The 21,825-nt window shown below is 72.2% G+C and carries 17 protein-coding genes; 7 read left to right on the top strand and 10 right to left on the bottom strand.

Features of this window, described 5'->3' with window-relative positions:
* Positions 1-2,134: 2,134 nt before the first annotated feature.
* The 5 genes from ABZ370_RS30715 to ABZ370_RS30695 all read right to left on the bottom strand — a co-directional run bounded on the left by ABZ370_RS30715 (position 2,135) and on the right by ABZ370_RS30695 (position 6,873).
* Positions 2,135-2,290, bottom strand: coding sequence for a DUF6760 family protein (locus tag ABZ370_RS30715; RefSeq protein WP_358627066.1), 156 nt, complete (start codon positions 2,288-2,290; stop codon positions 2,135-2,137).
* The gene (locus tag ABZ370_RS30710) at positions 2,287-2,763 is read right to left on the bottom strand and encodes a hypothetical protein (protein WP_358627063.1); all 477 of its coding nucleotides are present in this window, start codon (positions 2,761-2,763) and stop codon (positions 2,287-2,289) included. Before ABZ370_RS30710 ends, ABZ370_RS30715 begins: the two co-directional genes overlap by 4 nt.
* Positions 2,763-3,206, bottom strand: a complete 444-nt coding sequence (locus tag ABZ370_RS30705) for a phage tail protein (protein WP_358627060.1) — start codon at positions 3,204-3,206, stop codon at positions 2,763-2,765. Before ABZ370_RS30705 ends, ABZ370_RS30710 begins: the two co-directional genes overlap by 1 nt.
* A gap of 92 nt (positions 3,207-3,298) precedes the next feature.
* A complete protein-coding gene (locus ABZ370_RS30700) occupies positions 3,299-4,894 on the bottom strand; it encodes a phage tail sheath subtilisin-like domain-containing protein (protein WP_358627057.1) in 1,596 nt (531 codons plus the stop codon).
* Positions 4,895-5,103: 209 nt separating this feature from the next.
* The gene (locus ABZ370_RS30695) at positions 5,104-6,873 is read right to left on the bottom strand and encodes a PE-PGRS family protein (RefSeq protein ID WP_358627054.1); all 1,770 of its coding nucleotides are present in this window, start codon (positions 6,871-6,873) and stop codon (positions 5,104-5,106) included.
* 228 nt (positions 6,874-7,101) lie between these two features.
* Between ABZ370_RS30695 and ABZ370_RS30690 the strand changes: the two genes are divergently transcribed.
* The gene (locus ABZ370_RS30690; protein ID WP_358627051.1) at positions 7,102-8,544 is read left to right on the top strand and encodes an RICIN domain-containing protein; all 1,443 of its coding nucleotides are present in this window, start codon (positions 7,102-7,104) and stop codon (positions 8,542-8,544) included.
* Between the two features lie 24 nt (positions 8,545-8,568).
* On the opposite strand, the gene ABZ370_RS30685 is transcribed toward ABZ370_RS30690, so the two are convergent.
* Genes ABZ370_RS30685 through ABZ370_RS30675 form a run of 3 tightly spaced genes read right to left on the bottom strand, consistent with a single transcriptional unit; the run spans position 8,569 to position 12,010 of the window.
* Positions 8,569-10,671: an ATP-binding protein gene (locus ABZ370_RS30685; RefSeq protein WP_358627290.1), complete on the bottom strand. Its 2,103-nt coding sequence runs from the start codon at positions 10,669-10,671 to the stop codon at positions 8,569-8,571.
* A 53-nt stretch (positions 10,672-10,724) separates the two neighbouring features.
* Positions 10,725-11,372 (bottom strand): DUF4255 domain-containing protein, encoded by a 648-nt coding sequence (locus ABZ370_RS30680; RefSeq protein ID WP_358627048.1) that lies wholly within the window; start codon positions 11,370-11,372, stop codon positions 10,725-10,727.
* Complete coding sequence (locus ABZ370_RS30675) at positions 11,369-12,010, bottom strand: response regulator transcription factor (RefSeq protein ID WP_358627045.1); 642 nt, start codon at positions 12,008-12,010, stop codon at positions 11,369-11,371. Before ABZ370_RS30675 ends, ABZ370_RS30680 begins: the two co-directional genes overlap by 4 nt.
* 288 nt (positions 12,011-12,298) lie before the next feature.
* On the opposite strand from ABZ370_RS30675, the gene ABZ370_RS30670 reads away from it, so the two are divergent.
* A complete protein-coding gene (locus ABZ370_RS30670; RefSeq protein WP_358627043.1) occupies positions 12,299-14,428 on the top strand; it encodes an AAA family ATPase in 2,130 nt (709 codons plus the stop codon).
* 23 nt (positions 14,429-14,451) lie between these two features.
* Here the strand turns inward: ABZ370_RS30670 and ABZ370_RS30665 are convergent, their stop codons facing one another.
* Complete coding sequence (locus ABZ370_RS30665) at positions 14,452-16,023, bottom strand: serine/threonine-protein kinase (protein WP_358627040.1); 1,572 nt, start codon at positions 16,021-16,023, stop codon at positions 14,452-14,454.
* 110 nt (positions 16,024-16,133) lie between these two features.
* Here ABZ370_RS30665 and ABZ370_RS30660 point away from each other — a divergent pair, with 110 nt between their 5' ends.
* The 5 genes from ABZ370_RS30660 to ABZ370_RS30640 all read left to right on the top strand — a co-directional run bounded on the left by ABZ370_RS30660 (position 16,134) and on the right by ABZ370_RS30640 (position 20,422).
* The gene (locus ABZ370_RS30660) at positions 16,134-16,979 is read left to right on the top strand and encodes a class I SAM-dependent methyltransferase (RefSeq protein WP_358627038.1); all 846 of its coding nucleotides are present in this window, start codon (positions 16,134-16,136) and stop codon (positions 16,977-16,979) included.
* A gap of 132 nt (positions 16,980-17,111) precedes the next feature.
* Entirely contained in the window at positions 17,112-18,005 is an 894-nt protein-coding gene (locus ABZ370_RS30655; protein WP_358627035.1) for a TetR/AcrR family transcriptional regulator, read from the top strand.
* A 33-nt stretch (positions 18,006-18,038) separates the two neighbouring features.
* A complete protein-coding gene (locus ABZ370_RS30650) occupies positions 18,039-18,932 on the top strand; it encodes a 3-keto-5-aminohexanoate cleavage protein (protein ID WP_358627032.1) in 894 nt (297 codons plus the stop codon).
* Positions 18,933-18,974: 42 nt separating this feature from the next.
* Positions 18,975-19,952: a 3-hydroxyacyl-CoA dehydrogenase NAD-binding domain-containing protein gene (locus ABZ370_RS30645; RefSeq protein WP_358627028.1), complete on the top strand. Its 978-nt coding sequence runs from the start codon at positions 18,975-18,977 to the stop codon at positions 19,950-19,952.
* The gene (locus ABZ370_RS30640; RefSeq protein WP_358627026.1) at positions 19,949-20,422 is read left to right on the top strand and encodes a thioesterase family protein; all 474 of its coding nucleotides are present in this window, start codon (positions 19,949-19,951) and stop codon (positions 20,420-20,422) included. Before ABZ370_RS30645 ends, ABZ370_RS30640 begins: the two co-directional genes overlap by 4 nt.
* Positions 20,423-20,500: 78 nt before the next feature.
* Here the strand turns inward: ABZ370_RS30640 and ABZ370_RS30635 are convergent, their stop codons facing one another.
* Positions 20,501-21,610 carry an LCP family protein gene (locus ABZ370_RS30635; protein ID WP_358627024.1) on the bottom strand — a complete coding sequence of 370 codons (1,110 nt, stop codon included), beginning with the start codon at positions 21,608-21,610 and terminating at the stop codon, positions 20,501-20,503.
* Between the last annotated feature and the right edge of the window lie 215 nt (positions 21,611-21,825).

Genomic DNA, 21,825 nt, shown 5'->3' with positions numbered 1-21,825 from the left:
CAAGGCCAGGGCCGCCGGACTCGCGCCGTTGGACCGGGGGCCCGGCGGGCGCCTGAGCCGACGCTGCTGAACCGGGCACCGAAGCAGCCGAATCCGGGCCTGCCGCAGGGGCAGACGCCGCCGAAACCGAAGTCGGCGGAGCGGCAGCGGCTCGCCGCTGGACGGGATGTGCAGAGGGCAGCGCTGTCGCAGGCGTGCCGCTCGTTGCCGGGGCAGGGCTACCGGACTCGCGCCGCTGAACCTCAGGCGCGAGGGGCGCCTGAGCATCCCTGCCCGGCCCACTGACCCGCGTCGTCTCCGGCGCCGGATCAGACGTCGGGGCAGACGCAGGCGTGCGGGTCGTGGGTGCGCCCAGCCCCGAACCTCCGGGGGCAGCGCGCCGCTGGACCGCAGACCCGGCAGGCGGCTGAGCGGACCCCGCTGAAGCAGAGGCAGAAGGAAGCGAACCCGGAGCCGACGCCGCCGAAGTCGGCGGAGCGGCAGCGGCCCGCTGCTGGACGGGACGCGCAGCGGGCGTGCCGCTCGTCGCCGGGCCAGGGCCGCCGGATTCACGCCGCTGAACCGGGGGCCCGGTGGGCGCGGTGGGCGCCTGAGCATCCCTGCCCAGCGCAGCCGCCGACGCCGGGCCCGCCGCAAGGGCGGACGCCGCCGCTGAAGCCGAAGCCGACGCAGCGGCCCGCCGCTGTACGGGACGCACAGCAGGCGGCGGCGCCGCAGGCGTGCCCGGCGTCGGCGCGCCCAGAGCTGTACCTCCAAGGCCAGGGCCGCCGGACTCGCGCCGCTGGACCGGGGGCCCGGCGGGTGCCTGAGCCGACGCTGCTGAACCGGGCGCCGAAGCAGCCGAATCCGGGCCTACCGCCGAAGTCGGCGGAGCGGCAGCGGCCCGCCGCTGGACGGAACGCGCAGCAGGCGCACCGGTCGTCGGCGCGCCCAGACCCGCACCTCCAGGGCCAGACCCGCCCGACTCGCGCCGCTGGACCGCAGGCCCGACAGGCGCCGGGGCCGACGGCGCCGAAGCGGAACCGGGCGCCGAAGCCGAAGACGGCGGAGCAGCAGCCTGCCGTTGGATGGGACGCGCAGCGGACGGCGTCGCCGCCGCAGGCGCGCCGCTCGTCGCCGGGCCAGGAACCCCCGATTCGCGCCGCTGGACCGGGCGCCCGACAGGCTGCTGAGCCGACACTGCTGAAGCGGGGGCAGAAGCAGCCGAACCCGGAGCCGAGGCCGCCGAAGCGGAACCGGAAGCAGCCGAGCCCGGAGCGGGAGCCGAAACGGGCGCCGCACCCGGAGCGGGCTGAGCCGACGCCGAAGCCCCCTGGCCCGGAACGGCAGCCGAAGCGGCCTGGGGAGCAGATACCCCCAAAGCAGGAGCCGGACCCGCCGTCCCTGAAGCTGGAGCCGCAGCCGGTCCCGGGGCGGGAGCCGAACTGGACGCCGCAACCTGAGCGGGCGCCGAGGCGGCTCCCGCCGAAGCCGACGCCGTCGGGGCGGGGGCCGAGGCAGCCCTCGGTGCAGCCGTCGGCGTCGCAACGGGTGGCGTCGGGCGGGCCGTTGGGAGGGCGCGGCGCTGGACCGCCGGGGCCTTGGTCAGCGTCGTGGGGCGGGTGGCGCTCGGGGGGACCGGGCGTACCCGGGGGCCCGACGACCCGCTGGACAGCGGGACGGCGGCCTCCGCCGACGGCTCCGGACGGGCCATCGGCAGGGTCAGCGACGGCCCGCCGAGGTCCGGGGACGGGGTGCCCGACGCCCTGAGGGCGCCCCGGATCAAGCCGCCCGGCGCGCCGTCGAGCACAGCGTGCGACAGCGTCCCGGCGAAGGACGGGTTCTGCCACGTGGTCAGCGAACCGCCGAACCCGGGATCGGCGACACCGCGCGGTGGCCGGGCGACGGCCGTGGGCTGGATCGGGGGCAGGCCGGCCCACGCGGCCGCCGCCCGGCGGTCTGTACGGCCGTCCGCGGGGGCGTCCGCCCGGGGCGGACCGCCCGGCATCCCCTCCGCGGATGCCGGACGGGCGTCCTCCCCAGGCGCCCGCCCGGCCGTCTCACCGGGCGCCCCGGCGGGCGTCGCACCAGGCACGCCGCCGGGCGTCGTCGCGCCGGACCGTTTCGTTCCGCGGAGTCTGTCGAGCAGTCCCATCTACCCCTCCGTGGCGCGGGTGACGAGAGAGGCGATTTCCTGCGCGTAGCGCCGCCGGTCGCCGTGTTCGAGGTCCAGGATGTTCTCCAGGCTCCAGTGGAAGTGGTAGGCGATGTACGCGATCTCCTCGTGGAGACGGTCGGTCGCGTACGTCACGATTCCCCCAGGCGGCTCCCGCCGAGCTCCACTTCGAAGGGCTGCTCACAGTGCGGGCAGGTGACCCCGGCCCGGGTGTGGCCCTCGGCGTTGACCTGCCGGTAGAAGTCCTGGAGGAAGGCGAGGTCGGAGGCGAACATGTTCTCCACCACGCCGTCGTGCACCGAGGTCAGCCCGCCGAGCCGGGTGATGACCCGGCCGAGCAGCACGACCGACAGGTAGGCCGGGTTCTCCTGCACCCGCACATCGCGCAGCGGGATGAGTTCGTCCCGCGCGGTCGCCAGCCGCATGATGCCGGTGCGGTGCACGGTGCCGGACTCGTCGACGTACCCGCGCGGCAGCTCGAACTCGAACTCGGTGCGCAGCCGCTGCGGTTCGGCGGAGGCGGAAGCAGAAGGGGCCGGGGCCGCTTCCGCGACGGCCGCCTCAGGAGGGGCTTCCGCGACCGGCGCGCGGACGGCCGTGCGGCGCATTACTCGATGTCCAGTTCTTCGAAGGTGATGGTGACGGTCTCGGTGAGCGCCGAGGCCTCACCGGCCTTGACGGTGCTGGCGTCGATCTTGCTGCACCAGGCGTTGCGCAGGTTGTACCGCTTGACCGGGTTCAGCTCGTAGTCCATCACCATGATCGTGGCGTTCTTGCGGGCCGTCGTCATCTGGCCCTTGATGGACTGCTGAATCCACTGCGTGAACGCCGGGGACGGGGTCATGCCGCGCACGACCGTGCACTGCCCCGCCTTCTGCACGCCCGGCATCTTGCTGACCTTGGGCTTGCCCTGCGCGGAGACCTGCTGGTACTCGATGACGTCCTGCTCGAAGCTCAGGCCGCTGACCTCCTGGAGGTACTCGACCATGACGCCGTCGATCTGGATGCCGAAGTTATGTGAGGTGAAGGAATCACCGGGCTGGATACTCATGAACCGCTGTCTGTCCTTCTGCTACTGATGAACGGAAGTGATAGTGGCGACACCGCGGCGCGCGGGCCCGCGGCCCGCGGGCCGCGTCACCGCTACTCCTCCAGCTCGCCGCTTCCGCTGGAGAACTGGGCCAGCCGGAAGATCACGAACTCGGCGGGCTTGACCGGCGCGATCCCGATCTCGCACACGACCCGGCCCAGGTCCACCGACTCCGCCGGGTTGGTCTCCTCGTCACACTTGACGTAGAAGGCCTGCTCCGGGCTGGAGCCGAACAGGGCGCCGGCGCGCCACTCGTTGACCAGGAACGCGGACACGTTGCGCCGGATGCGGGCCCACAGCTGCTGGTCGTTGGGCTCGAAGACCACCCACTGGGTGCCGATCAGGATCGACTCCTCCAGGTAGTTGAAGTACCGGCGGATGTTGATGTAGCGCCAGGCCGGGTCGGAGGAGAGGGTGCGGGCGCCCCAGATGCGGATGCCGCGGCCGGGGAAGGCGCGGATGCAGTTGACGCCGACCGGGTTGAGCAGGTCCTGCTCACCGCGGGTGACCTGGTTCTCCAGGTCGACGACGCCGCGGACGACCTCGTTGGCGGGGGCCTTGTGCACACCGCGCTCGAAGTCGTTGCGCGCCCAGATACCGGCGACGTGACCGCTCGGCGGAACCATGCGCCCCTGCCCGGAGGCCGGGTCGAAGATCTTGATCCAGGGGTAGTAGACGGCCGCGTACTTGGAGTCGTAGCCCGCGGTGTCCTGGCGCCAGACCCGGATGTCCCGGGCGTTGAGGCCGGGCGGCGGGTCGATGACGGCGACGCGGTCGCCCATCAGCTCGCAGTGCGCGATCAGCCCGAGCTGGACGGCCTTGACCGCCTCCAGGTCGATCGCGCCGCGCTGGTAGGCGGCCATCAGGTCGGGGACGGCGACCATGGAGATCTCGTCGACCGCCTCCAGGCCGCCGAAGCCGGTGCGGTCCGCGGAGTCGCCGAGGTACTCGGCGGGGCCGGGGTGCGCGGCGGACGTCTCGGCCGGGGCACCGGCGGGGACGGGAGCGGAGGGGGCGGGGCGGACCAGGGCGACGGTCTGGTTCTCCGGCCGGGCGAGCTGCGCGGCGGGGGCCGTCTCCTGGACGGTGATGAGCTTCGAGCGCTCCTTGACCTGCGTGACGACGTAGGAGCGGTTGCCCTTCTTCGCGGTCACGTCGAAGGACTCGGCGACCCTGCCGTCGTCCTTGACGATCAGCTTGAACCGCTCGGCCGGGCCCTCCCCCTCCGGGTCGGCCACCTCGACGCTGAGCGAGCCGCCGGGCGTCAGGGCCCGGACGGAGAACGTGCCCAGCTCGGCGGGCGCGCCCGCGGGCAGTTCGGCCGGAGCGGTGGCGGAACCCGCCACGGCGGCCGGGGCACCGGCGGCCGTTGCGTCCTCGCCGTTCGTCCCGCCGACCCGTACGACGTACGCGGCGGAGCCGCCGTTGTTGAAGAACCCGTAGACGGAGTGCGCGAGGTAGTACCCGTCGGTGAACTCGCCGAAGGCGGCGACGTACTGGGACCAGTTGGTCACCAGCGTCGGAGTGTTCAGCGGCCCGGTGGGAGCAAGTCCGACGAAGGCGGCCACCGAGGTGCCCACCCCCTCGATCGGACGGGAGCCGCTGGCGACCTCCTCGACGTAGACGCCCGGCGACAAATACGACGGCATGCGCTGTGCTCCTCGGGGGTAAGGGTGAGGAAGTACGTAGGACCTTCACACCCTTGACCGGGCGGCGACAGCCCGGATAGGTCCCTCGGGGCCTGCTAGGGGGCACAGCGCGTGCCCGAAGGTATGGGCGGCGGCAGGCGAACGGACCGCCGCCCGGGCCTTGTCGGGCCCGGACGGCTCCCGGGGCACGCCGTACGGCCCGGGTCGGTTCAGTTGGCCGGAGGGTAGAAGTTCTGCCGCCTCCCCACGAGCTGCTGGTACAGCGCCTGCCGCTCGTCGGAGCCGTCCGTGGTCTTGTTCAGCTCGGCGTACCAGCCCTGCTTGATGTCGTCCAGGAACGCGCGCCAGTCCCCGCCGCCCTGCGCCTTCCCCAGCTCCTTCAGATCCACATAGCGTTCGTCGAACTTGTCCCGCTTGTGGCCGTGCAGAACCGACTCGGGGTTGGCCGTCGCCTCGGTGGACCGGAAGTCGTGCTTGTAGCCGACCGTGCTGGGCTTGCCGGGGCCGGTCGTCTCGATGCCGACCTGAAGGGCACCGTCCTTCTCCCTGGTCGGCGCGGTGAAGACCAGGAGCATGTGGCCGTGCGACCCGGTCGGCAGCACCACATCGCCGTTCCAGTCCTTCGAACCGAAGCCGCCACCGGGGATGTCCAGACCCGCCAGGACCGGACCGCCCGGCAGGATCTTGTTCCCGACGGCGACGAGGGTCCCGCCCGTCTCCTTGAACTTGCCCCGCTTGTCGCCCTTGTTCTTCCCGATGTCATTGCCGTGCGTGGCGTAGTCCCGCGGTTCGACGTGCGCCGCGAGCCCGCCCCCCTCGGTGACGCCCAGGAAATCCGTCAGGGACGAGGTCGGCTCCCCTTCGCTCACGGCCGGGATGCGGATGTTGACCCGGCCGCCGTGCGCGAGGGCCCGGACGACGTCGCCCTCGCGGAAGTCGAGGTGCTTCTTCTGCTTCTTGTCGTAGATCTTCAGCCCGTGCTGGAGAACGAGAAGGACGTTGGTGAAGACATCGCGGGCCTTGTCGGCCTTCTCCTGGTGCTGGGTGACGTGCGACTTGTCCGCGTCGGCGTGCATGTTCTGGGGCGGAATCGCGGCCGGGTGCAGCGTGCGGACGGCGGTGTCGCGTATCTGCTGGTCGCGCTCGTCCTTCAGGGGCTGCTTCTGGTCCTCCGTGAGATTGCGGCCCTTGGTGTTGAAGAAGCGGGCGAGCGTGTAGTCCGGGGTGTCCGGGATGGGCGCGCCCTTCAGATGGTTGTTGTAGGCCAGGGTCGCGGTGAGGACGCGCTTGCCCGCGGGGAGCTTCAGCCAGTCCTTGTAGTCGCCCTTCCTGGTGTACGCCTGGGCTTCGGAGGTGGTGCCGATGCCCACGTCCTTCAGCCAGTCGGGGTTGACCGTCGTCAGCTCCTCGATGTCCGCCAAGTCCTGCGCGCCGAACACCTCACCGGCGAGCACCCGCCGGTCCAGGGTGCGCCTCAGGCGCGTCTTGCCCTGCGGCATCCACTGCTCCGGATACCACGTGCCCGGCGCCCAAGGGCTCACGACCGGCTTCTTCTCGATGGTGTGACCCTCGATCGACCGGCTCAGCCGCTTGATCACCTCCTTGCCCTTGGGCTCCTTGGCCTCCTGGGCATCCTGGGCGGGCTCGGCGGGCTGCTCGGCGACGGCCCCGCTCGCGCTCGACTCCCCCACCCGCTGGACGACCGCTCGCTGGACGGCCGCCTGCTGGACGGCCGCCCGCTGAACCGGCGTCTCATGGCCGCACCCCGCGCCGTGGACGTGCCGCTCCCGCTCGATCATCCGGCTCGCCACGGCGTTGCCCACCGAGCCCTGGAGGGCGAGGGCCCGCCCCGGCGTCATGGCGCCGCCGGGCCCGGCGTGCGCGTCCGGCAGCGCCGTGGCACGGGCCGGTGCGGGGCGGGCGAGGGTCCTCGACGGGGCGGAGGACTGGTCGTGATCCGGCTTTCGTTGCGCGCGCATCGGCGCCGCCACCTCTCTCCTTGATCCGGTACGTCCGCTCCCTCTCTCGTACGCGAGGCGTACGCGTGGCGGTAGAGGCGCTTGGGCAGCCTTCCCGGACCACGGGGGCATTCCGGGCCGCCCGGTGACCGGTGGCAGCCCGGCAGGGCAACCCCCACGTGCCTTGAGGCAACGGAAGCTGCCCCGACGCCTGGGACAGCGGACGGGCACCCGCCATAGCGTCGTGAGGTGAGCCTTTGGACCTCTCTGGAACCCGCCTCGACCACCGTGGACCCCGGCGGCTCGGCCACCGTGCGGCTGCGGTTGCGCAACACGGGCGACGTCGTCGACGAGTACCGCTTCGTACCGGTCGGCACCCTTTCCCCGTGGACGACGGTGGAGCCGCAGACGCTCCGGCTGTATCCGGGGACGACCGGCACGGTGGAACTGACGTTCGCCCCGCCGCGCACGCCGGACGCGACGGCCGGGCCGAACGCGTACGGGGTGCAGATCATCCCGACCGAACACCCGGAGGCCACCACCGTCCCCGAGGGCAACGTCACCGTCACCCCGTTCAGCGAGGTACGGGCCGAACTCGTACCGCAGACGGTGAAGGGCCGGTTCCGGGGGCGCCCCAAGCTCGCCGTGGACAACCTCGGCAACGTCAAGCTCACCGCGTCCATCAGCGGCAGCGACACCGGCGACCAGATCTCGTACGACATCCACCCGGCGAACGTCCAGATCGAGCCCGGCCGGGCCGCGTTCATCAAGACCACCCTGAAGCCGCGGCAGATCATCTGGGCCGGGTCGAAGGAGTCCCGGCCGTTCACGCTCTCCGTGCAGCGCTCCGCCGCCGAACCGCTCCCGGTACAGGGCACCTATGAGCAGCCGGGGCTGATGCCGCGCTGGGTGGGCGTGTTCTTCAGCCTGCTGGTCGCGCTGACCATCGCGTTCGTCATGATCTGGTTCGCGTACAAGCCGCCGGTGGGCACCCGCGCCCAGGACCGGACCCAGGAGGCCGCAGCCTCCTCGGTGCCGACCCCGGAGCCCTCGGCCCCGAGTTCCGCGCCCGCGTCGAAACCGGCCGACGATCCGACGCAGCAGCCCGGCGGGGACGGGGACGGAAACGGGAACGGCGCCGGGGGCGGCGGCGGAGGCGGAGGCGGGAACGAGAAGCCCAAGCCGAAGCCGGAAGACCCGCTCGCCCGCGTTCTGCTGCGGAACGGGACCACGCAGAAGTGCGTCACCCCGAAGGAGAAGGACGGCAAGGCGGGTGGAAGAGCCGCCCAGTTCCCCTGCGACGGCGCCAACGAGGGGCAGTTGTGGAACCTCGAAACGGTCGCCAAGGGCGCCGGTCCGAACAACGCCGACCTCGTCCAGATCCGCAACACCAGGGACGGACTCTGCCTGGACCTGCCCGAGTCGGGCGCGGCCCCCGCCACCTCGCCGGTATCGCAGTGGCCCTGCACCCGCAAGATGGACGACAACCAGCTGTGGTGGCTGGAGAAGCGGCCGAACACCAACGGGCTCCACTGGATCCGCAACTACGCCAGCAGCAACCTCTGCCTGGACGTCGCCGGTTACGCCTCCAAGGGTGAGGACAAGGCGGACGGCACCGGTCTCACCCTCTTCAACTGCTCGGACGACGACGACCAGACGTGGTTCATCGTCAAGCCCGACGCCCAGCCCTAGGAACTCCAGGAAGTCGCGGGCCGCTCACCAGCTGACCTCGTCCAGCACCAGGCGGCCCGCCTTCCGGTACTCCCGCCGCGCCCCGGCCAGCAGATCGGCGCCGGTCACCGGCTCGCCGCGGCCCGCCGCCGCGTACGCCGCGGTCACCACGGCGCTGCGGATGGAGCCGCCCGCCAGCTCGAAGTCGCGGGCGCACCGGCCCGGGTCGATGCCGTCCTCGCACGGCACATGGGCCAGGCTGTGCCGCCACAGGGCGAGCCGCTGCCCGGCGTCGGGGAACGGGAAGTCGACCACCGTGTCCAGCCGCCGGGTGAAGGCGTCGTCGATGTTCGCCCGCAGGTTGGTGGTGAGCAGGGCGATGCCGTCGAACGCCTCCAGCCGCTGGAGGAGATAGGCGCTCTCCAGGTTGGCGTAGCGGTCGTGGGAGTCGTTCACCTCGGAGCGCTTGCCGAAGACCGCGTCCGCCTCGTCGAAGAGCAGGACCGCGTCGGTGCGGTCGGCCTCGGTGAAGATGCGCTCCAGGTTCTTCTCGGTCTCGCCCACGTACTTGTCGACGACCGAGGACAGCTGGACGACGTACAGATCCAGGCCCAGATCGGCGGCGACCACCTCGGCGGACATCGTCTTGCCGGTGCCGGACTCCCCGGCGAACAGCGCCAGGACGCCATGGCCCCGCCCGCCGCCCGCGCTCAGCCGCCAGTCGCCGAGCACCCGCTCGCGGAAGCGGGCGCGCAGGGACAGCTCGCGCAGCTGGCCGAGCGGTTCGCCGGGCAGCACCAGATCGTCCCAGCCGACCTCGGGCCGGATGCGGCGGGCGTGGTTCTCCAGCCCGGACGCGGAGTGCTGACGGGCCGCGAGTCGCAGGTGGTCGGGGGTCAGCGGGGCGCCCTCGAAGGCGGCCAGCGTCCGCGCGGACCGCGCGGACCGGCGGATGCGCTCACCGCCGAACCGGTACGGGGCGACCGTCGCCGCCAGGTCGAACCCGGGGTCGTCCGCCGCGTCGAGGCCGAGCGCGGCCGCCCAGGCGTCCACCCCGCCCGAGGGCAGCCGGTCCACCTCCAGCAGCAGCGGATCGCGCTCGCACCACTGCGGGTCGTAGGGCCGCGCCCCGGTGAACAGCACCGGTACGTCGCGCACCGACAGCGCGCGGATCAGCGGGCCCGGCCGGTCGGGCAGTTCGGAGACGACGATCCCGCAGCCGCGCAGCCGCGCCTCGCGCAGCAGCTCCCGCACCGGGCCCCGCGGGGCGGTGCGATACCGCTCGGCGGCGTGGTCGTCCGGCCCGGCCTCGGCGCCCGGAGCGGGTCCGTCCGCGTGCCCCGCGCGGGCCGGGGCGTAGTGCAGCGCGCCGTATCCGGCGGTCAGCAGCGCGGTGGCCGCGCACGACAGCCCGTCGCCCTCGCGCTGTTCGCGCAGATAGACGGTGAGCGGTGCGGCGCCGAGGTGCTCGGCGAGCCGCCGGGCCAGCGGCCCGCCGTCGCCACCGCCATCGCCGTCGGATGGGGACGGAAGGGGGCGGAGGTGTCCGTCGAGCGCGGGGTCCGGGGTCTCATCGCCCAGCAGATGGGCGATCAGCCGGTCCGGGACGCGCAACGAGCGTCCGAGGAAGGGCCGTTCGGGCTCCTCGACGACCAGCAGACCGAGTTCGGCCAGCGGCGCCGTGGGGTGGAAGCGGGCCCGGGCCCCGGGATGGGCCGCGGGCAGCCCGCACACGTCGAGCACCAGCCCGACGGTGGCCCGCCGACGGCTGACGTCGTCGTTGAGGTACCCGTACAGCGGCTCGAAGCCGCGGTCGAGGTCGGGGGCGAGGGCGATGAGCAGGGCCGCGGTGTCCAGCTCGGTCAGGCCCTGGTGGAGGGCGAGCCGGTGCAGCCGGTCGCCGTCCCCCGGCGGCTCGTCGCCGGAGCCGTCGACGGGCCCCGACGCGGGGCCGTTCTCCGGCTCGTCGGCGGAGCGCAGCAGATGGCGGCGTACGGCGTCGTCGGACAGGTAGAGCCCGCGCAGCGGGTCGGTCGCGGTGGGGTCGCCCGCGCTGCGCCGCTCCACCAGGTCGGCGATCCGCTCCCGCAGCCGGGCGAGCCGGGTGAGCAGCGCGCCCGCCGGTTCCCCGGACGGTTCCCCGGGCAGGGCGTCGGACGGGGTGTCGGGCGGGGCGTGGTGAGAGGGGGTGGCGATGCCGGTCACCGGGTGCGTGCTCCCGTGGTCGTCGCGTTGAGGTGGCGTGGCTGGGTCATCCGCTCGCCGTCCTCGGGTCCGTCGATCTCGCGGGTACGCACCAGCGTGCCCTCGGTGACGGGCGGCCCCGCGTCGTAGTCGGGGTAGGCCGGGAACGGCACGGTGACCACGAGATCGATCGACGGCTTGAGCGTGCCGCCGAGCGCGGACCAGATCTCGGCCAGGGAGCGGGCCTCGGTCTGCACCCCGGCGACCGTGAGCGGCACACTCAGGCCAAGTTCCGCGAGCGGTTCCGGAAGGCTGCGCGGTGGCAGCAGTTCCTGGTGCATCAGGGTGGCCAGCGCGGCGGACAGCAGCCGGTGTTCGTCCTCGGGCCGCTTGGTCCACGCCGTGAGCAGGTACGACAGCCGGAACCAGCGTGGCGGACGGCGGCGGCGCACCACGATCCCCTGCCCGTCGCGGACGACGGCGGCGCCGCGTTCGCGCCGTTTGACGTCCTCCCGGATGTCGTACAGATAGCAGTCCAGGACGGGGGCGTTGCGGCGGGCCGACCATTCCTTGGTCGGGGCGTCGAAGGCGATCTCGATATCACTTCCGGCGAGTGCGCCGCCCTGCAGCAGCGACCGCAGCAGCGCGTCGACTTCATGAATCACGAGATGTACCCCTCGCGCAGAGCATAGGCCACGGCGTGTGCGCGATTGCGCAGATCCAGCCGGGTGGTCAGACCTTGCATGATGTTCTTGACGGTCCGTTCCGAATAGGACAGCTTACTAGCGATTTCCCCAGTGCCCATTCCCTCCGCGACCAGCCGCAGGACGTCGATCTCGCGCGGGGTGAGGCCGGAGGGCTGGACCGCGGGGTGGGCGGAGGTGCCCGGCCGTAAGCTGCCGACCTGGCTGATCAGCCGCCCGAGCAGGTCGGAGGGCAGGTCCCCGTCGCCGTGGAAGGCCGCGGTCACGGCCCGCAGCAGCCGGCCGCCGGTGGCCTCGTGCCGCCAGACGATGGCGCCGACGCCGCATTCGATGACGTCCAGCAGCTCCGCCTCGCGGATCAGGCTCACCACCAGGACGGGGTGCAGCCCCTCGCTGCGGACGATCCTGCGCAGCTGGGAGAGGAGGGCCTGGTCGGGGGATTCGGCGAGCAGCACGGCCACGCCCTCGCCGCCCGCGGCCGCCTCGTCGACGAGGTCGACTTCCGGGTGCTGCCGCAGCTGGCTGATCGTTCCTTCCCGTGAGATCGGATCGGGCGCGTGGACCACGACCGGAATCTTTTTCTCGGGTTTCGCGATCACAGAATGTAGAGTTCCGCGCAATTTTCCTCCCCTGCCGCCGTGATGGTACGTCAGCCCCCGATAACAGCCACACAGGCGGAATCCTTTCTACCACCTCGATATTGGCCGTCCCCGTCCCTGACACGCCCCGAAAAGTGTCCAGAAAAGTGCTCTGAAAAATGCCCGCTTTATTGCTCACTTGATGCTCAACGCCGGGTGGACACCCGGGGCGGCAACCCGGGGACCGCCGCTACCCTCCTCCCTCAGCAAGCGCTTGTGAGCGCAGGAGCAGGTCGGCAAGGGAGCGCCATGACTCACCGTGACAGCCACTCACCCGGGAGCCTGGGTGAGCACTTACGCGCGGCACGACAGCGCGCCTTCGTCGGGCGCGACCGCGAACTGGCCCGTTTCCGCTCGGCGCTGGACGGCGCGGCGGACACCTTCACTGTGCTTTTCCTCACCGGCCCCGGCGGCATCGGCAAGTCGTCGCTGCTGCGGCGGTTCGCCGACGAGGGGCACGCTGCCGGGCTGACAGTGGTCGAGCTGGACGGGCGCGGCGGTGAGTGCAGCCCGGCGGCGTTCGAGGCGGACGCGGCCGGGGTGTTCGCCACCGAGCGGCCGGTGCTGCTGGTCGACACGTTCGAGGAATACCGGTCGCTCGAAGGCTGGTTACGGGACCGCTTCCTCCCCCGGCTGCCGCTGGGGTCGCTGGTGGTCCTCGCCGGACGGCAGCCGCCCTCGGACCGCTGGCGGACCGACCCCGGCTGGGCCGGAATCCTGCGGGTCGTCAGCCTGCCGGAGCTGCCACGCGGCGAGGCGGTCGCCCTGCTCGCGGCGCGCGGCGTGCCGCCGGAGCGGCAGTCCGGTGTCCTCGCCTTCGCGGGCGGCAACCCCCTGGCCCTGTCGCTGGCCGCCGAGGTGGCACGCGGCCACGACGACGGGGACGACGGGATCGACGGGACCGACAGCGGGACGGACAGCGGGATCGGCGGCGGCGCCTGGACACCGGCCCAGGACGTGATCGGCACGCTGGTGTCCCGGCTGGTCGGCGAGGTGCCGTCGGCGATCCACCGGCACGCGCTGGAGATATGCGCCCATGCGCACATGACCACCGAGGAGTTGCTGCGGGCGGCCCTGCCCGGGACACCCGGGGCGCCCGAAGCTCCCGGGGCCGACGCGGCGGAACTGTTCGGCTGGCTGCGCGGACTGCCGTTCATCGAGACGGGCCCGTGCGGGATCTTTCCGCACGATGTGGTGCGCGAGACCCTGGACGCCGATCTACGCTGGCGTGACCCGCGGCGCTACCGGGACATGCACGGCCGCATCCTCGGCCATCTCGTCGCACAGGTGCGGCAGGCCCGCGGCGGTTCCGTTTCCGGTTCCGCTTCGGCCCTGCGCGGTCTGTCGGCCGCCGTGCTCTACCTCCAGCGCGACGGGTTCGGCAGCAACTGGTTCGGCGCCCCCCGGCCGCATGAGGTGTACGAGGACACCCTGCGCCCCGGCGACCGCGCCGCGGTGCTCGAACTGGCCGCCAAGGACGGCCCCGAGGAGGACGTGGCCATCGTCCACCACTGGCTCGACCGGCAGCCCGAGTCCTTCCACGTCTACCGGCGCTCGGTCACGGACGAGGCGGTCGGCTTCATGTCCTGGCTGCGGCTCTCCGAGGCCCGGACGGCGGACCTGGGCGCCGATCCCGTCGTCGCGGCGGCCTGGGCACATGTGCGCCGGACGGACCCGCCGGCGCCCGGGGAACACCTGGGAATCGCCCGGTTCATGGTGCGCGTGGACCCCAACCCCTCCCCCGCCGGGGACCTCATGAGCGCTCGGATCATGGCCGAGATCCTCACCGATGACAGCCTGGCCTGGGCGATCGTGGTGATGCACGACTTCGAGACGTACCGGCGCTCCGAGTACATCGCCCGCTGGGAGGACCCGCCCCTGGTCCGGGTCGGCGACCGGGTCTACGCGCTCTTCGGCCACGACCGGCGGAGGGTGCCGCCCGATGTCTTCCTCCAGCAGACGATGCAGCTGGACCCCGGCCACGGGGACGCGCCCGTGCCCGCCGCCGCACGCGCCGCCCCGGCCCCCGCCCGGGAGGCGCTGCCCCGGGCGGAGTTCGACGCGGCGGTGCGGAGCGCGCTGCGCTCCTGGCACCGGCCCGACGCGCTGGCGACCAGCCCCCTTCTGCGCACCGGGCTGGTGCCCGCCGACGCGGCCGACCCGGTGGAGGCGCTGCGGGACGCCCTGGCCGAGGCGGCCGGGAAACTGCGCGCGGACCGGCTGGGCGAAAAGCTCCACCAGGCGGTCGCGATGACGTTCTTCGAGGGCGCCCCGACCCAGGAGGCCGCGGCGGAACGGCTGGGCGTGCCGTTCAGTACGTACCGCCGTCACCTCACCCGCGGCCTGGCCCGGGTCTGCGAACTGCTCTGGCACCGCTGAGACATGGCCCTCAGCGGGTGAGCTCAGCGGGTGACCCGCACGCTCACCGTCAGGGCGCCCTTGTTGTCGTCCAGGCAGGTGTCGCCGTCGTTGATGCGCAGGTCCAGGGTGCCCGCGCGGGCGGCCCGGAACGTCCACTCGTGCCCGACGCGATGGCTCGGCAGGCTCCTGGGGTTCCCGGAGAAGCGGCCCAGGAGGGCGCCGAAGCGGGCCGTGGAGTCGACCTTGCAGTCCCAGGCGAAGCGCCGTGACGCGTCGTCGGCGGCGCTGTGGCCGGAGGGCCCGGCCCCCGGCAGGGCGGTGGAGTCCACCGTCCAGGTGCCGGTGGAGTAGCGCACCGTCACCCGGTCGCCCTGACGGAGCGGGGTCCGCGTCGCGCGCTGCCAGCCCTCGGCCGACTGGACGTCCACCTTCGTGGTCATGGTGACGGGATCGGCCGGGGCAGTCGGGGCGGCCTCCGGTGCGTCGTCCCCGGCGAACGGGGGCGCGTCCGTCAGGAGCAGGAAGACGCCGGTGACCAGGGCGGACGCGACCCCGGCCGCCACCGGCCACCACCACCGCACCGGGCGGCGCCGGGGCGGCGGGGCGGCCATGCGGTCCACAACGGTCGGCTCCGCGCCGACCGCCGACGGCGGGACGACGAGGGTCGGCTCGGCGCCCGGGGTGCGTATGCCCGTCATCGTCGCGGCGGCGTGGGTCTCCGCACCGCCCGAGGAAGCGCCACCGCCCGAGGACGCGCTCGCGGCGGGCGTCAGGGAGCCGGGGGCCGGGACGGTGGCACCGTCCGCGACGTGCCGCAGGGCGTCGCGCACAGCGGCCGCCGAGGGGCGCTGGTCCGGCGACTTGTGCAGCAGGGCCTCGACGACGGGCCGCAGCGGGCCGACCCGGTCCGGGATGTTCGGGTCCGCGAAGGTGACGGCGTGCAGCGCGGCGGCCTGGGTGGTGCGGTGGAACGGCGCCACCCCGGAGGCGACGGCGGACAGGGTCGCGCCCAGCGCCCACAGGTCGGACGGCGGGCCGATCTCGTCGGCGGTCAGCCGCTCGGGCGCCATGTAGCCGATGGAGCCGAGGAGTTCACCGGCCGTGGTCAGCGAGTCGTCGCCCTCCAGGGCGGCGATGCCGAAGTCGGTGAGGACGGCACTGCCGTCCCCGCGCAGCAGCACATTGGCGGGCTTGATGTCGCGGTGCAGCGCCCCGACGGCGTGCACGGCCTCCAGGGCGCTCAGGAGCTGGAGGCCGAGGGCGGCGGTGTGGTGCGGCGACAGCGGCCCGGCGGCCGCGAGGTGGCGGTCGAGGGAGGGGCCGTCGACCAGCTCCATCGTGATCCACAACCGGTCGTCGTACTCGATCAGATCATGGACGCCGACCACATGGGGGTGGTGCACCCGGGCGACGGTACGGGCCTCCCGCACCGCCCGGCGCAGCCGTCTGTGGTGCTCGTCGCCATCGCTGGTGACATGCAACTCCTTGACGGCGACCTCGCGCTCCAGCACCCGGTCCCGGGCACGCCAGACCGTGCCCATCCCGCCCCGGCCGAGCCGGTCCAGCAGCAGATAGCGTTCAGCGATCAGCCGTCCTTCTTCGGCGGATCTCACTCGGTCTCCCCTGTTCTCTCCCCCCGGCCCCGGCCGAACGCTCGGGGACGATGCGGGCGAGCATAGCCCGGACCGTTGTCGGACCCGTGCTGTTGACTTTCGGGTGTTCAATGGGCGTCATGGCGGACGGGAACGTATCGGGCATCGAGCTGAGCGGGGTCCCCGAGACCCTGCTGTGGAACCTGTACATGCGCGCGTACGAGGCGCGCGGCCCGCGGCCGGTGCTGGCTGACCCCAAGGCCGTCGAGCTGGTCGACCGCGTCGACTACCCCTTCGAGGAGACCTTCGGCCCGCCCAGCCCGCTGCTCGCGCAGGGGCAGGCGCTGCGCGTGCGGACCTTCGACGACGCCGTGCGGGACTTCCTCGCCGCCCACCCGGACGGCACCGTCGTCGCGCTCGCCGAGGGGCTGGAGACCCAGTACTGGCGGGTGGACAACGGGCGGGCCCGCTGGCTGTGCGTCGAGCTGCCGGAGACCGCCGCGGTGCGGCGCTCCCTGCTGCCCGACGGCGAGCGGCGGCGCACCCTCGCCCGGTCGGCGCTCGACCTGTCGTGGCGAGAGGAGGTCGACACCTCCCGCGGGGTGCTGATCACCGCGCAGGGGCTGCTGATGTATCTGCGGCCCACCGAGGTACGGGACCTGATCGCCGGATGCGCGGAAGGGTTCCCGGGCGGGGCGCTGGTCTTCGACGCGGTGCCCCGCTGGTTCAGCGCGCGCACCATGCGCGGCGAGATGCGCACCGCGCGGGGCTACCGGCCACCGCCCATGCCCTGGGGGATGGACGCGGGTGAGCTGGCCCAGGTCCGTACCGCCCATCCGCGCGTCCGCGAGGTGCGGGAGCTGCCGCCGCCGCGCGGCCGGGGGCTGTACCACGGGGCGCTGGTGCCGGTGCTGCGGCGGCTGCCCGGCGTACGGAATCTGCGGCCCACGATGACCGCGATCGCACACTTCGGCTGAGTGACCGACTGATCACCGAGTCAGTTCACAGCGCATCACCCGGATGAGATCTCGGTACGTAACAGCCGATATGAGGGCAAGCCACACCCGCATCCGTTGCGCTTATCTCAACACCTCCGTACGGTGTCGGCCATGCGGCAAAAGTTCGACGTCGCGGCGCGTGTCCGTCAGGTGATCGACGAAGCGGGCTGCAGCCAGCGGGAATTCGCGCGGCGTGTGGTGATGGACCCCTCCAAACTGTCCCGCTCGCTCGGCGGCACCCGCCGTTTCACCGTCGCCGAACTGGCCCGTATCGCCGACGCGGGCCGGGTCGACGCCGGGTGGCTGCTCGGCACCACCGGCCCCGGCGAACCCGCCGCCGACGCCCCTGAACCGGCCGCCCGTCCCTCGCCCCCCGAGGGCGGGCGGCCTCTCCAGATCATGCGGGAGACGGTGCGGCTCATCGCCGAGCACGGCTTCCACTCCGTACGCGTCGCCGACATCGCCGCCGCCTGCGACACCAGCACCGCCGCCATCCACTACCACTTCCCCGGCCGCGCCGAATTACTGGAAGCCGCCGTGCGCTGGTGCATGGACGAGGACACCGTCCGCCGCGCCACCCGCCTCGCCGAGGCCGACGACCCCCTGGAGGAGCTGCGCCAGCTCATCGACCTCCAGGTCCCGGACAGCATCCAGCAGCGCGACCAGTGGCTGGTGTGGATGGACCTGTGGGCCGAGGCCGCCCGCTCGACCGCCATCGGGCGGCTGCACGCCGAGTTCTACCGGGAGTGGCGGCGGACGATCGCCGAGGTGATCCGCCGCGGCATCGCCCAGGGCGTCTTCCGCGACGTCGACCCGGAGTTCGGCGCGCTGCGCCTGACCGCGCTGATCGACGGGTTCGCCACCCAGGTGGTGGCCACCGCGCCCGGCGAGGGCGGTACGAGCGCGGAGCTCATGCGCGCCGTCTGCCTCGCCCACGTCGACACGGAGCTGTCCGCACAGCCCCCTCACCGTCCCGACGAAACCCGTTCATCCCCGTTCCCGTAGCTACGGGGCAGTCGCAGAAGACGGAGAAACGCCATGCCCATGAACGACAGCGTCATCATCACCTGCGCCCTCACCGGGGCCGGTGACACCGTGGGCCGCAGCCCCCACGTCCCCGTCACCCCCGAGCAGATAGCCCACTCCGCCGTCGAGGCCGCGGAGGCCGGGGCGGCCGTGGTCCACATCCACGTACGCGACCCCGAGACCGGCGCCCCCTCCCGCGATCCGCGGCTCTACCGCGAGGTCGTGGAGCGGGTGAAGGAGACCGGCACCGACGTCGTCATCAACCTCACCGCGGGCATGGGCGGCGACCTCGTCATCGACCCCGAGGCACCGCTCACCCAGCTCCCCGGCACCGACCTGGTGAGCGGCCTGGACCGGCTCCCGCACGTCGAGGACCTGCTGCCCGACATCTGCACCCTGGACTGCGGCTCGCTCAACTTCGGCGACGGCAGCAACCTCTACGTCTCCACCCCCGACATGCTGCGCACCGGCGCCAAGCGCGTCCAGGACCTGGGCGTCCGCCCCGAGCTGGAGATCTTCGACACCGGGCAGCTGTGGTTCGCCAAACAGCTGCTGGCCGAGGGGCTGCTCGACGACCCGACCGTCTTCCAGCTGTGCATGGGCATCCCGTGGGGCGCCCCCGCCGAGCCGGGCGTCCTCAAGGCCATGGTCGACATCCTGCCCGAGGGCGCGCAGTGGGCCAGCTTCGCGCTGGGACGCATGCAGATGCCGTGGGTCGCCCAGTCCATCCTGCTCGGCGGCAACGTACGCGTCGGCCTGGAGGACAACCTCTACCTCAGCCGGGGCGTCAAGGCCACCAACGGCCAGCTCGTCGAACGCGCCGTCCAGATCACCGAGCTGCTGGGCGCCACCGTCGCCACGCCGGACGAGGCCCGGCAGCGCCTCGGCCTCAAGCCCCGCGCGTAACGCCTCTCCTCCTCCCTCCCCTCGCGACTCCTTAGGACCCCCATGCCCTCACCCCTGTGCGCACCCGACCGTGTCCGCCGCGTCGCCTGTATCGGCGCGGGCGTCATCGGCGGCGGCTGGGTCGCCCACTTCCTCGCCCGCGGCTACGACGTCACCGCCTGGGACCCGGCGCCGGACGCGGAGACCAAGCTGCGCCGCCTCGTCGACGCCGCCTGGCCCGCGCTGGAGCAGCTCGGCCTCGCCGAGGGCGCCTCACCGGACCGTCTCACCCTGACCGCGACCCTCGAAGAGGCCGTCGCCGAGGCGGAGTTCGTCCAGGAGAGCGCCCCCGAGAAGCTGGAGCTGAAGCGGAGCCTGCTGGCCCAGCTGGACGCGGCGGCCCCGGCGGGCGCCGTCATCGCGTCCTCCACCTCCGGCTATCCGATGACCGACATGCAGACCGAGGCCACCGACCCCGGCCGCCTCCTCGTCGGCCACCCGTTCAACCCGCCGTACCTGATCCCCCTGGTCGAGGTCGCCGGCGGCGAGAAAACCGACCCGGCCGCCGTGGAATGGGCCTCCGCCTTCTACAAGGCGGCGGGGAAATCCGTCATCACCATGGACCGCGAGCTGCCCGGCTTCATCGCCAACCGCCTCCAGGAAGCCCTGTGGCGCGAGGCCCTGCACATGGTCGCGAACGGTGAAGCCACGGTGAAGGACATCGACGACTCCATCACCGAAGGACCCGGTCTGCGCTGGGCCTTCATGGGACCGTGCCTCACGTTCGCCCTCGCGGGAGGCGAAGGCGGCATGGGGCATATGCTCGATCACTTCGGACCGTCACTGAAATCGCCATGGACGCGTCTCGAAGCCCCTGAGCTGGACGACTCGTTGCGTACGGCCATGGTCGACGGATGTGACGAGGCGGCGGCCGGGCGGAGTATCGCCCAGCTCGTCGCGGAAAGGGACCAGGGCGTGATCAACGTCCTGCGGGCGACCGGCCGGTTGCCCGAGCAGCGCAACGAGGGAGGCGACAAGTGAGCGACCAGCTCCCCCACTACCACCAGACCGTGCGACCGGAATGGATCGATTACAACGGTCATATGAGCGAGGCGTTCTACGTCCTCGTCTTCGGACACAGCACGGACGAGATGATGGTCGAGACCGGTCTCGATTCCGGATACCGGGTGAAGACCGGCTGCTCCCTCTACACCGTCGAGACGCACATCCGCTATCTCCACGAAGTCCAGGAGGGCGCCGAGCTGGCCATCCGCACCCGGGTGCTGGGCGTGGACGAGAAGAAGGTGCGGTTCTCCCACGAGATGTACGTGGGCGAGCCGGAGGGCGGCGAGCCCGTGGCCACCACCGAACTGCTCGCCCTCCACATCGACCAGAAGGCGGGCGGCACGGCACCGTTCCCCGAGGAGATCCGCGAGCGGCTCACCTCCCTGGTCGAGAAGGCACCCGACTGGGCGGGCCGCTCCATCGGGCCGGTGCCCAAGGCCGCCTAGGCGCGGCGCACGCAGAGACGAGGGGGTCACCGGGCCGCGATGGCCGTCCGGTGACCCCCTCGACGCGTCAGGCCGTGCTCACGGCGTGTCGGAGACGGTGACCGGCTCGTCGTTGTTGAGCTGCTCCACGAGCTGCTTGAGCTTGCCCTGGTCCCACTGGAGGTTGCCGCCGACGCTGCCCGAGGTCGGCATGTTCATCGACTTGCCGCCGCTGCCGGTGCCGGTGACGTCCTTCATCGCGAAGAACATCTTGGCCAGCAGGTACGGGTTCATGTCCTTGTCGACGATCAGGGTGTCCAGCCCGGCCCCCATGGTGGGGTAGAGCGTGAAGGGGTTCAGCAGCGTGCTGGGCGTCGCGGTCTGACTGGCCAGGGCGGACAGGAACTTCTGCTGGTTCTTCGTCCGGTCCAGGTCGCTGGCGGCGAACGCGTGCCGGCTGCGGACGAACGCGAGCGCCTGCTGCCCGTTCATGGTCTGCTGGCCCGCCTCGAAGTCGGCACCCGCCTGCTTGTCCTTGAACCCCTTGTCGAGGGTCATGTCGACGCCGCCGATGGCGTCCACGATGTCCGCGAAGCCGGAGAACCCGATCTCGGCGTAGTGGTCGATGTGCAGACCGGTGTTGGACTCGACGGTGCGGACGAGCAGCTGCGGGCCGTCGATGGCGTACGCGGCGTTGAGCTTGTTGTCGCCCAGGGGCCCCTTGACGTCCCCGGACTCCGATCCGCGGAACTTCGGGATGGTCACGTTCGAGTCGCGCGGCAGGGATATGAGCGTCGGACCGGAGGCGCCGTCGTGCAGGATCATCATCGAGTCCGTGCGCTTGCCGTCGGCGGAGCCCGTGTGCAGGTCCTTCTTCTGCTGGTCCGACATGCCCTCGCGGCTGTCGGACCCGACGATCAGATAGTTGGTGCCGTCCCCCGCCTCGGGACGGTCGATCACCTGGCTGAGGTCGACATCCTTGCGCAGCTTGGAGTCGGCCCAGAAGTACGTGGCGACCGAGGCGACCAGCAGAACGACAACCACGCCGACCAGCACCCGCAGCACCGTCCGGCCCCGCCGCCGCCGGGGCGGCACGTCGGCGTACCCGCCGCCTCCCTGCTGAGGCGGGACGCCGGGATGCCCGTTGTGCGGCGGTCCCTGCGCGGGGTTCTGGAAATCGGGGTTTCTGCTGTCCGTCCATGAATTCATGCCCGGCATTCTGCATTCCCCAAGGGGCGTGAAAGCAAATCGAGTTGACGGTTCCGAAGAACCGCCCCGATCCTTCACCGAAGCAACACATCAAAGAAAGCCGCACGCTTTCGGGCAGCGACGCGTACGCCATTGCCGCATGGCGAGACCCACACCACCGCGACAGTTCTCGCCCGTTCGCTCCGTTCCCTTCGTCACCCGAATCCGGCCGCATC

The sequence above is a fragment of the Streptomyces sp. NPDC005962 genome (assembly GCF_040629205.1).
Taxonomy (GTDB): Bacteria; Actinomycetota; Actinomycetes; order Streptomycetales; family Streptomycetaceae; genus Streptomyces.
Note: the sequence above shows the minus strand (reverse complement) of the source record. Positions and strands in the feature narration are given on the sequence as shown.

Excerpts from the sequence above, each read along its gene's own strand:
- ABZ370_RS30660 (WP_358627038.1), top strand. The coding sequence starts at position 16,134 with ATGGGCGTCATGGCGGACGGGAACGTATCGGGCATCGAGCTGAGCGGG.
- ABZ370_RS30670 (WP_358627043.1), top strand. The coding sequence starts at position 12,299 with ATGACTCACCGTGACAGCCACTCACCCGGGAGCCTGGGTGAGCACTTA.
- ABZ370_RS30700 (WP_358627057.1), bottom strand. The coding sequence starts at position 4,894 with ATGCCGTCGTATTTGTCGCCGGGCGTCTACGTCGAGGAGGTCGCCAGC.
- ABZ370_RS30645 (WP_358627028.1), top strand. The coding sequence starts at position 18,975 with ATGCCCTCACCCCTGTGCGCACCCGACCGTGTCCGCCGCGTCGCCTGT.
- ABZ370_RS30635 (WP_358627024.1), bottom strand. The coding sequence starts at position 21,610 with ATGAATTCATGGACGGACAGCAGAAACCCCGATTTCCAGAACCCCGCG.
- ABZ370_RS30710 (WP_358627063.1), bottom strand. The coding sequence starts at position 2,763 with ATGCGCCGCACGGCCGTCCGCGCGCCGGTCGCGGAAGCCCCTCCTGAG.
- ABZ370_RS30650 (WP_358627032.1), top strand. The coding sequence starts at position 18,039 with ATGCCCATGAACGACAGCGTCATCATCACCTGCGCCCTCACCGGGGCC.
- ABZ370_RS30655 (WP_358627035.1), top strand. The coding sequence starts at position 17,112 with ATGCGGCAAAAGTTCGACGTCGCGGCGCGTGTCCGTCAGGTGATCGAC.
- ABZ370_RS30705 (WP_358627060.1), bottom strand. The coding sequence starts at position 3,206 with ATGAGTATCCAGCCCGGTGATTCCTTCACCTCACATAACTTCGGCATC.
- ABZ370_RS30695 (WP_358627054.1), bottom strand. The coding sequence starts at position 6,873 with ATGCGCGCGCAACGAAAGCCGGATCACGACCAGTCCTCCGCCCCGTCG.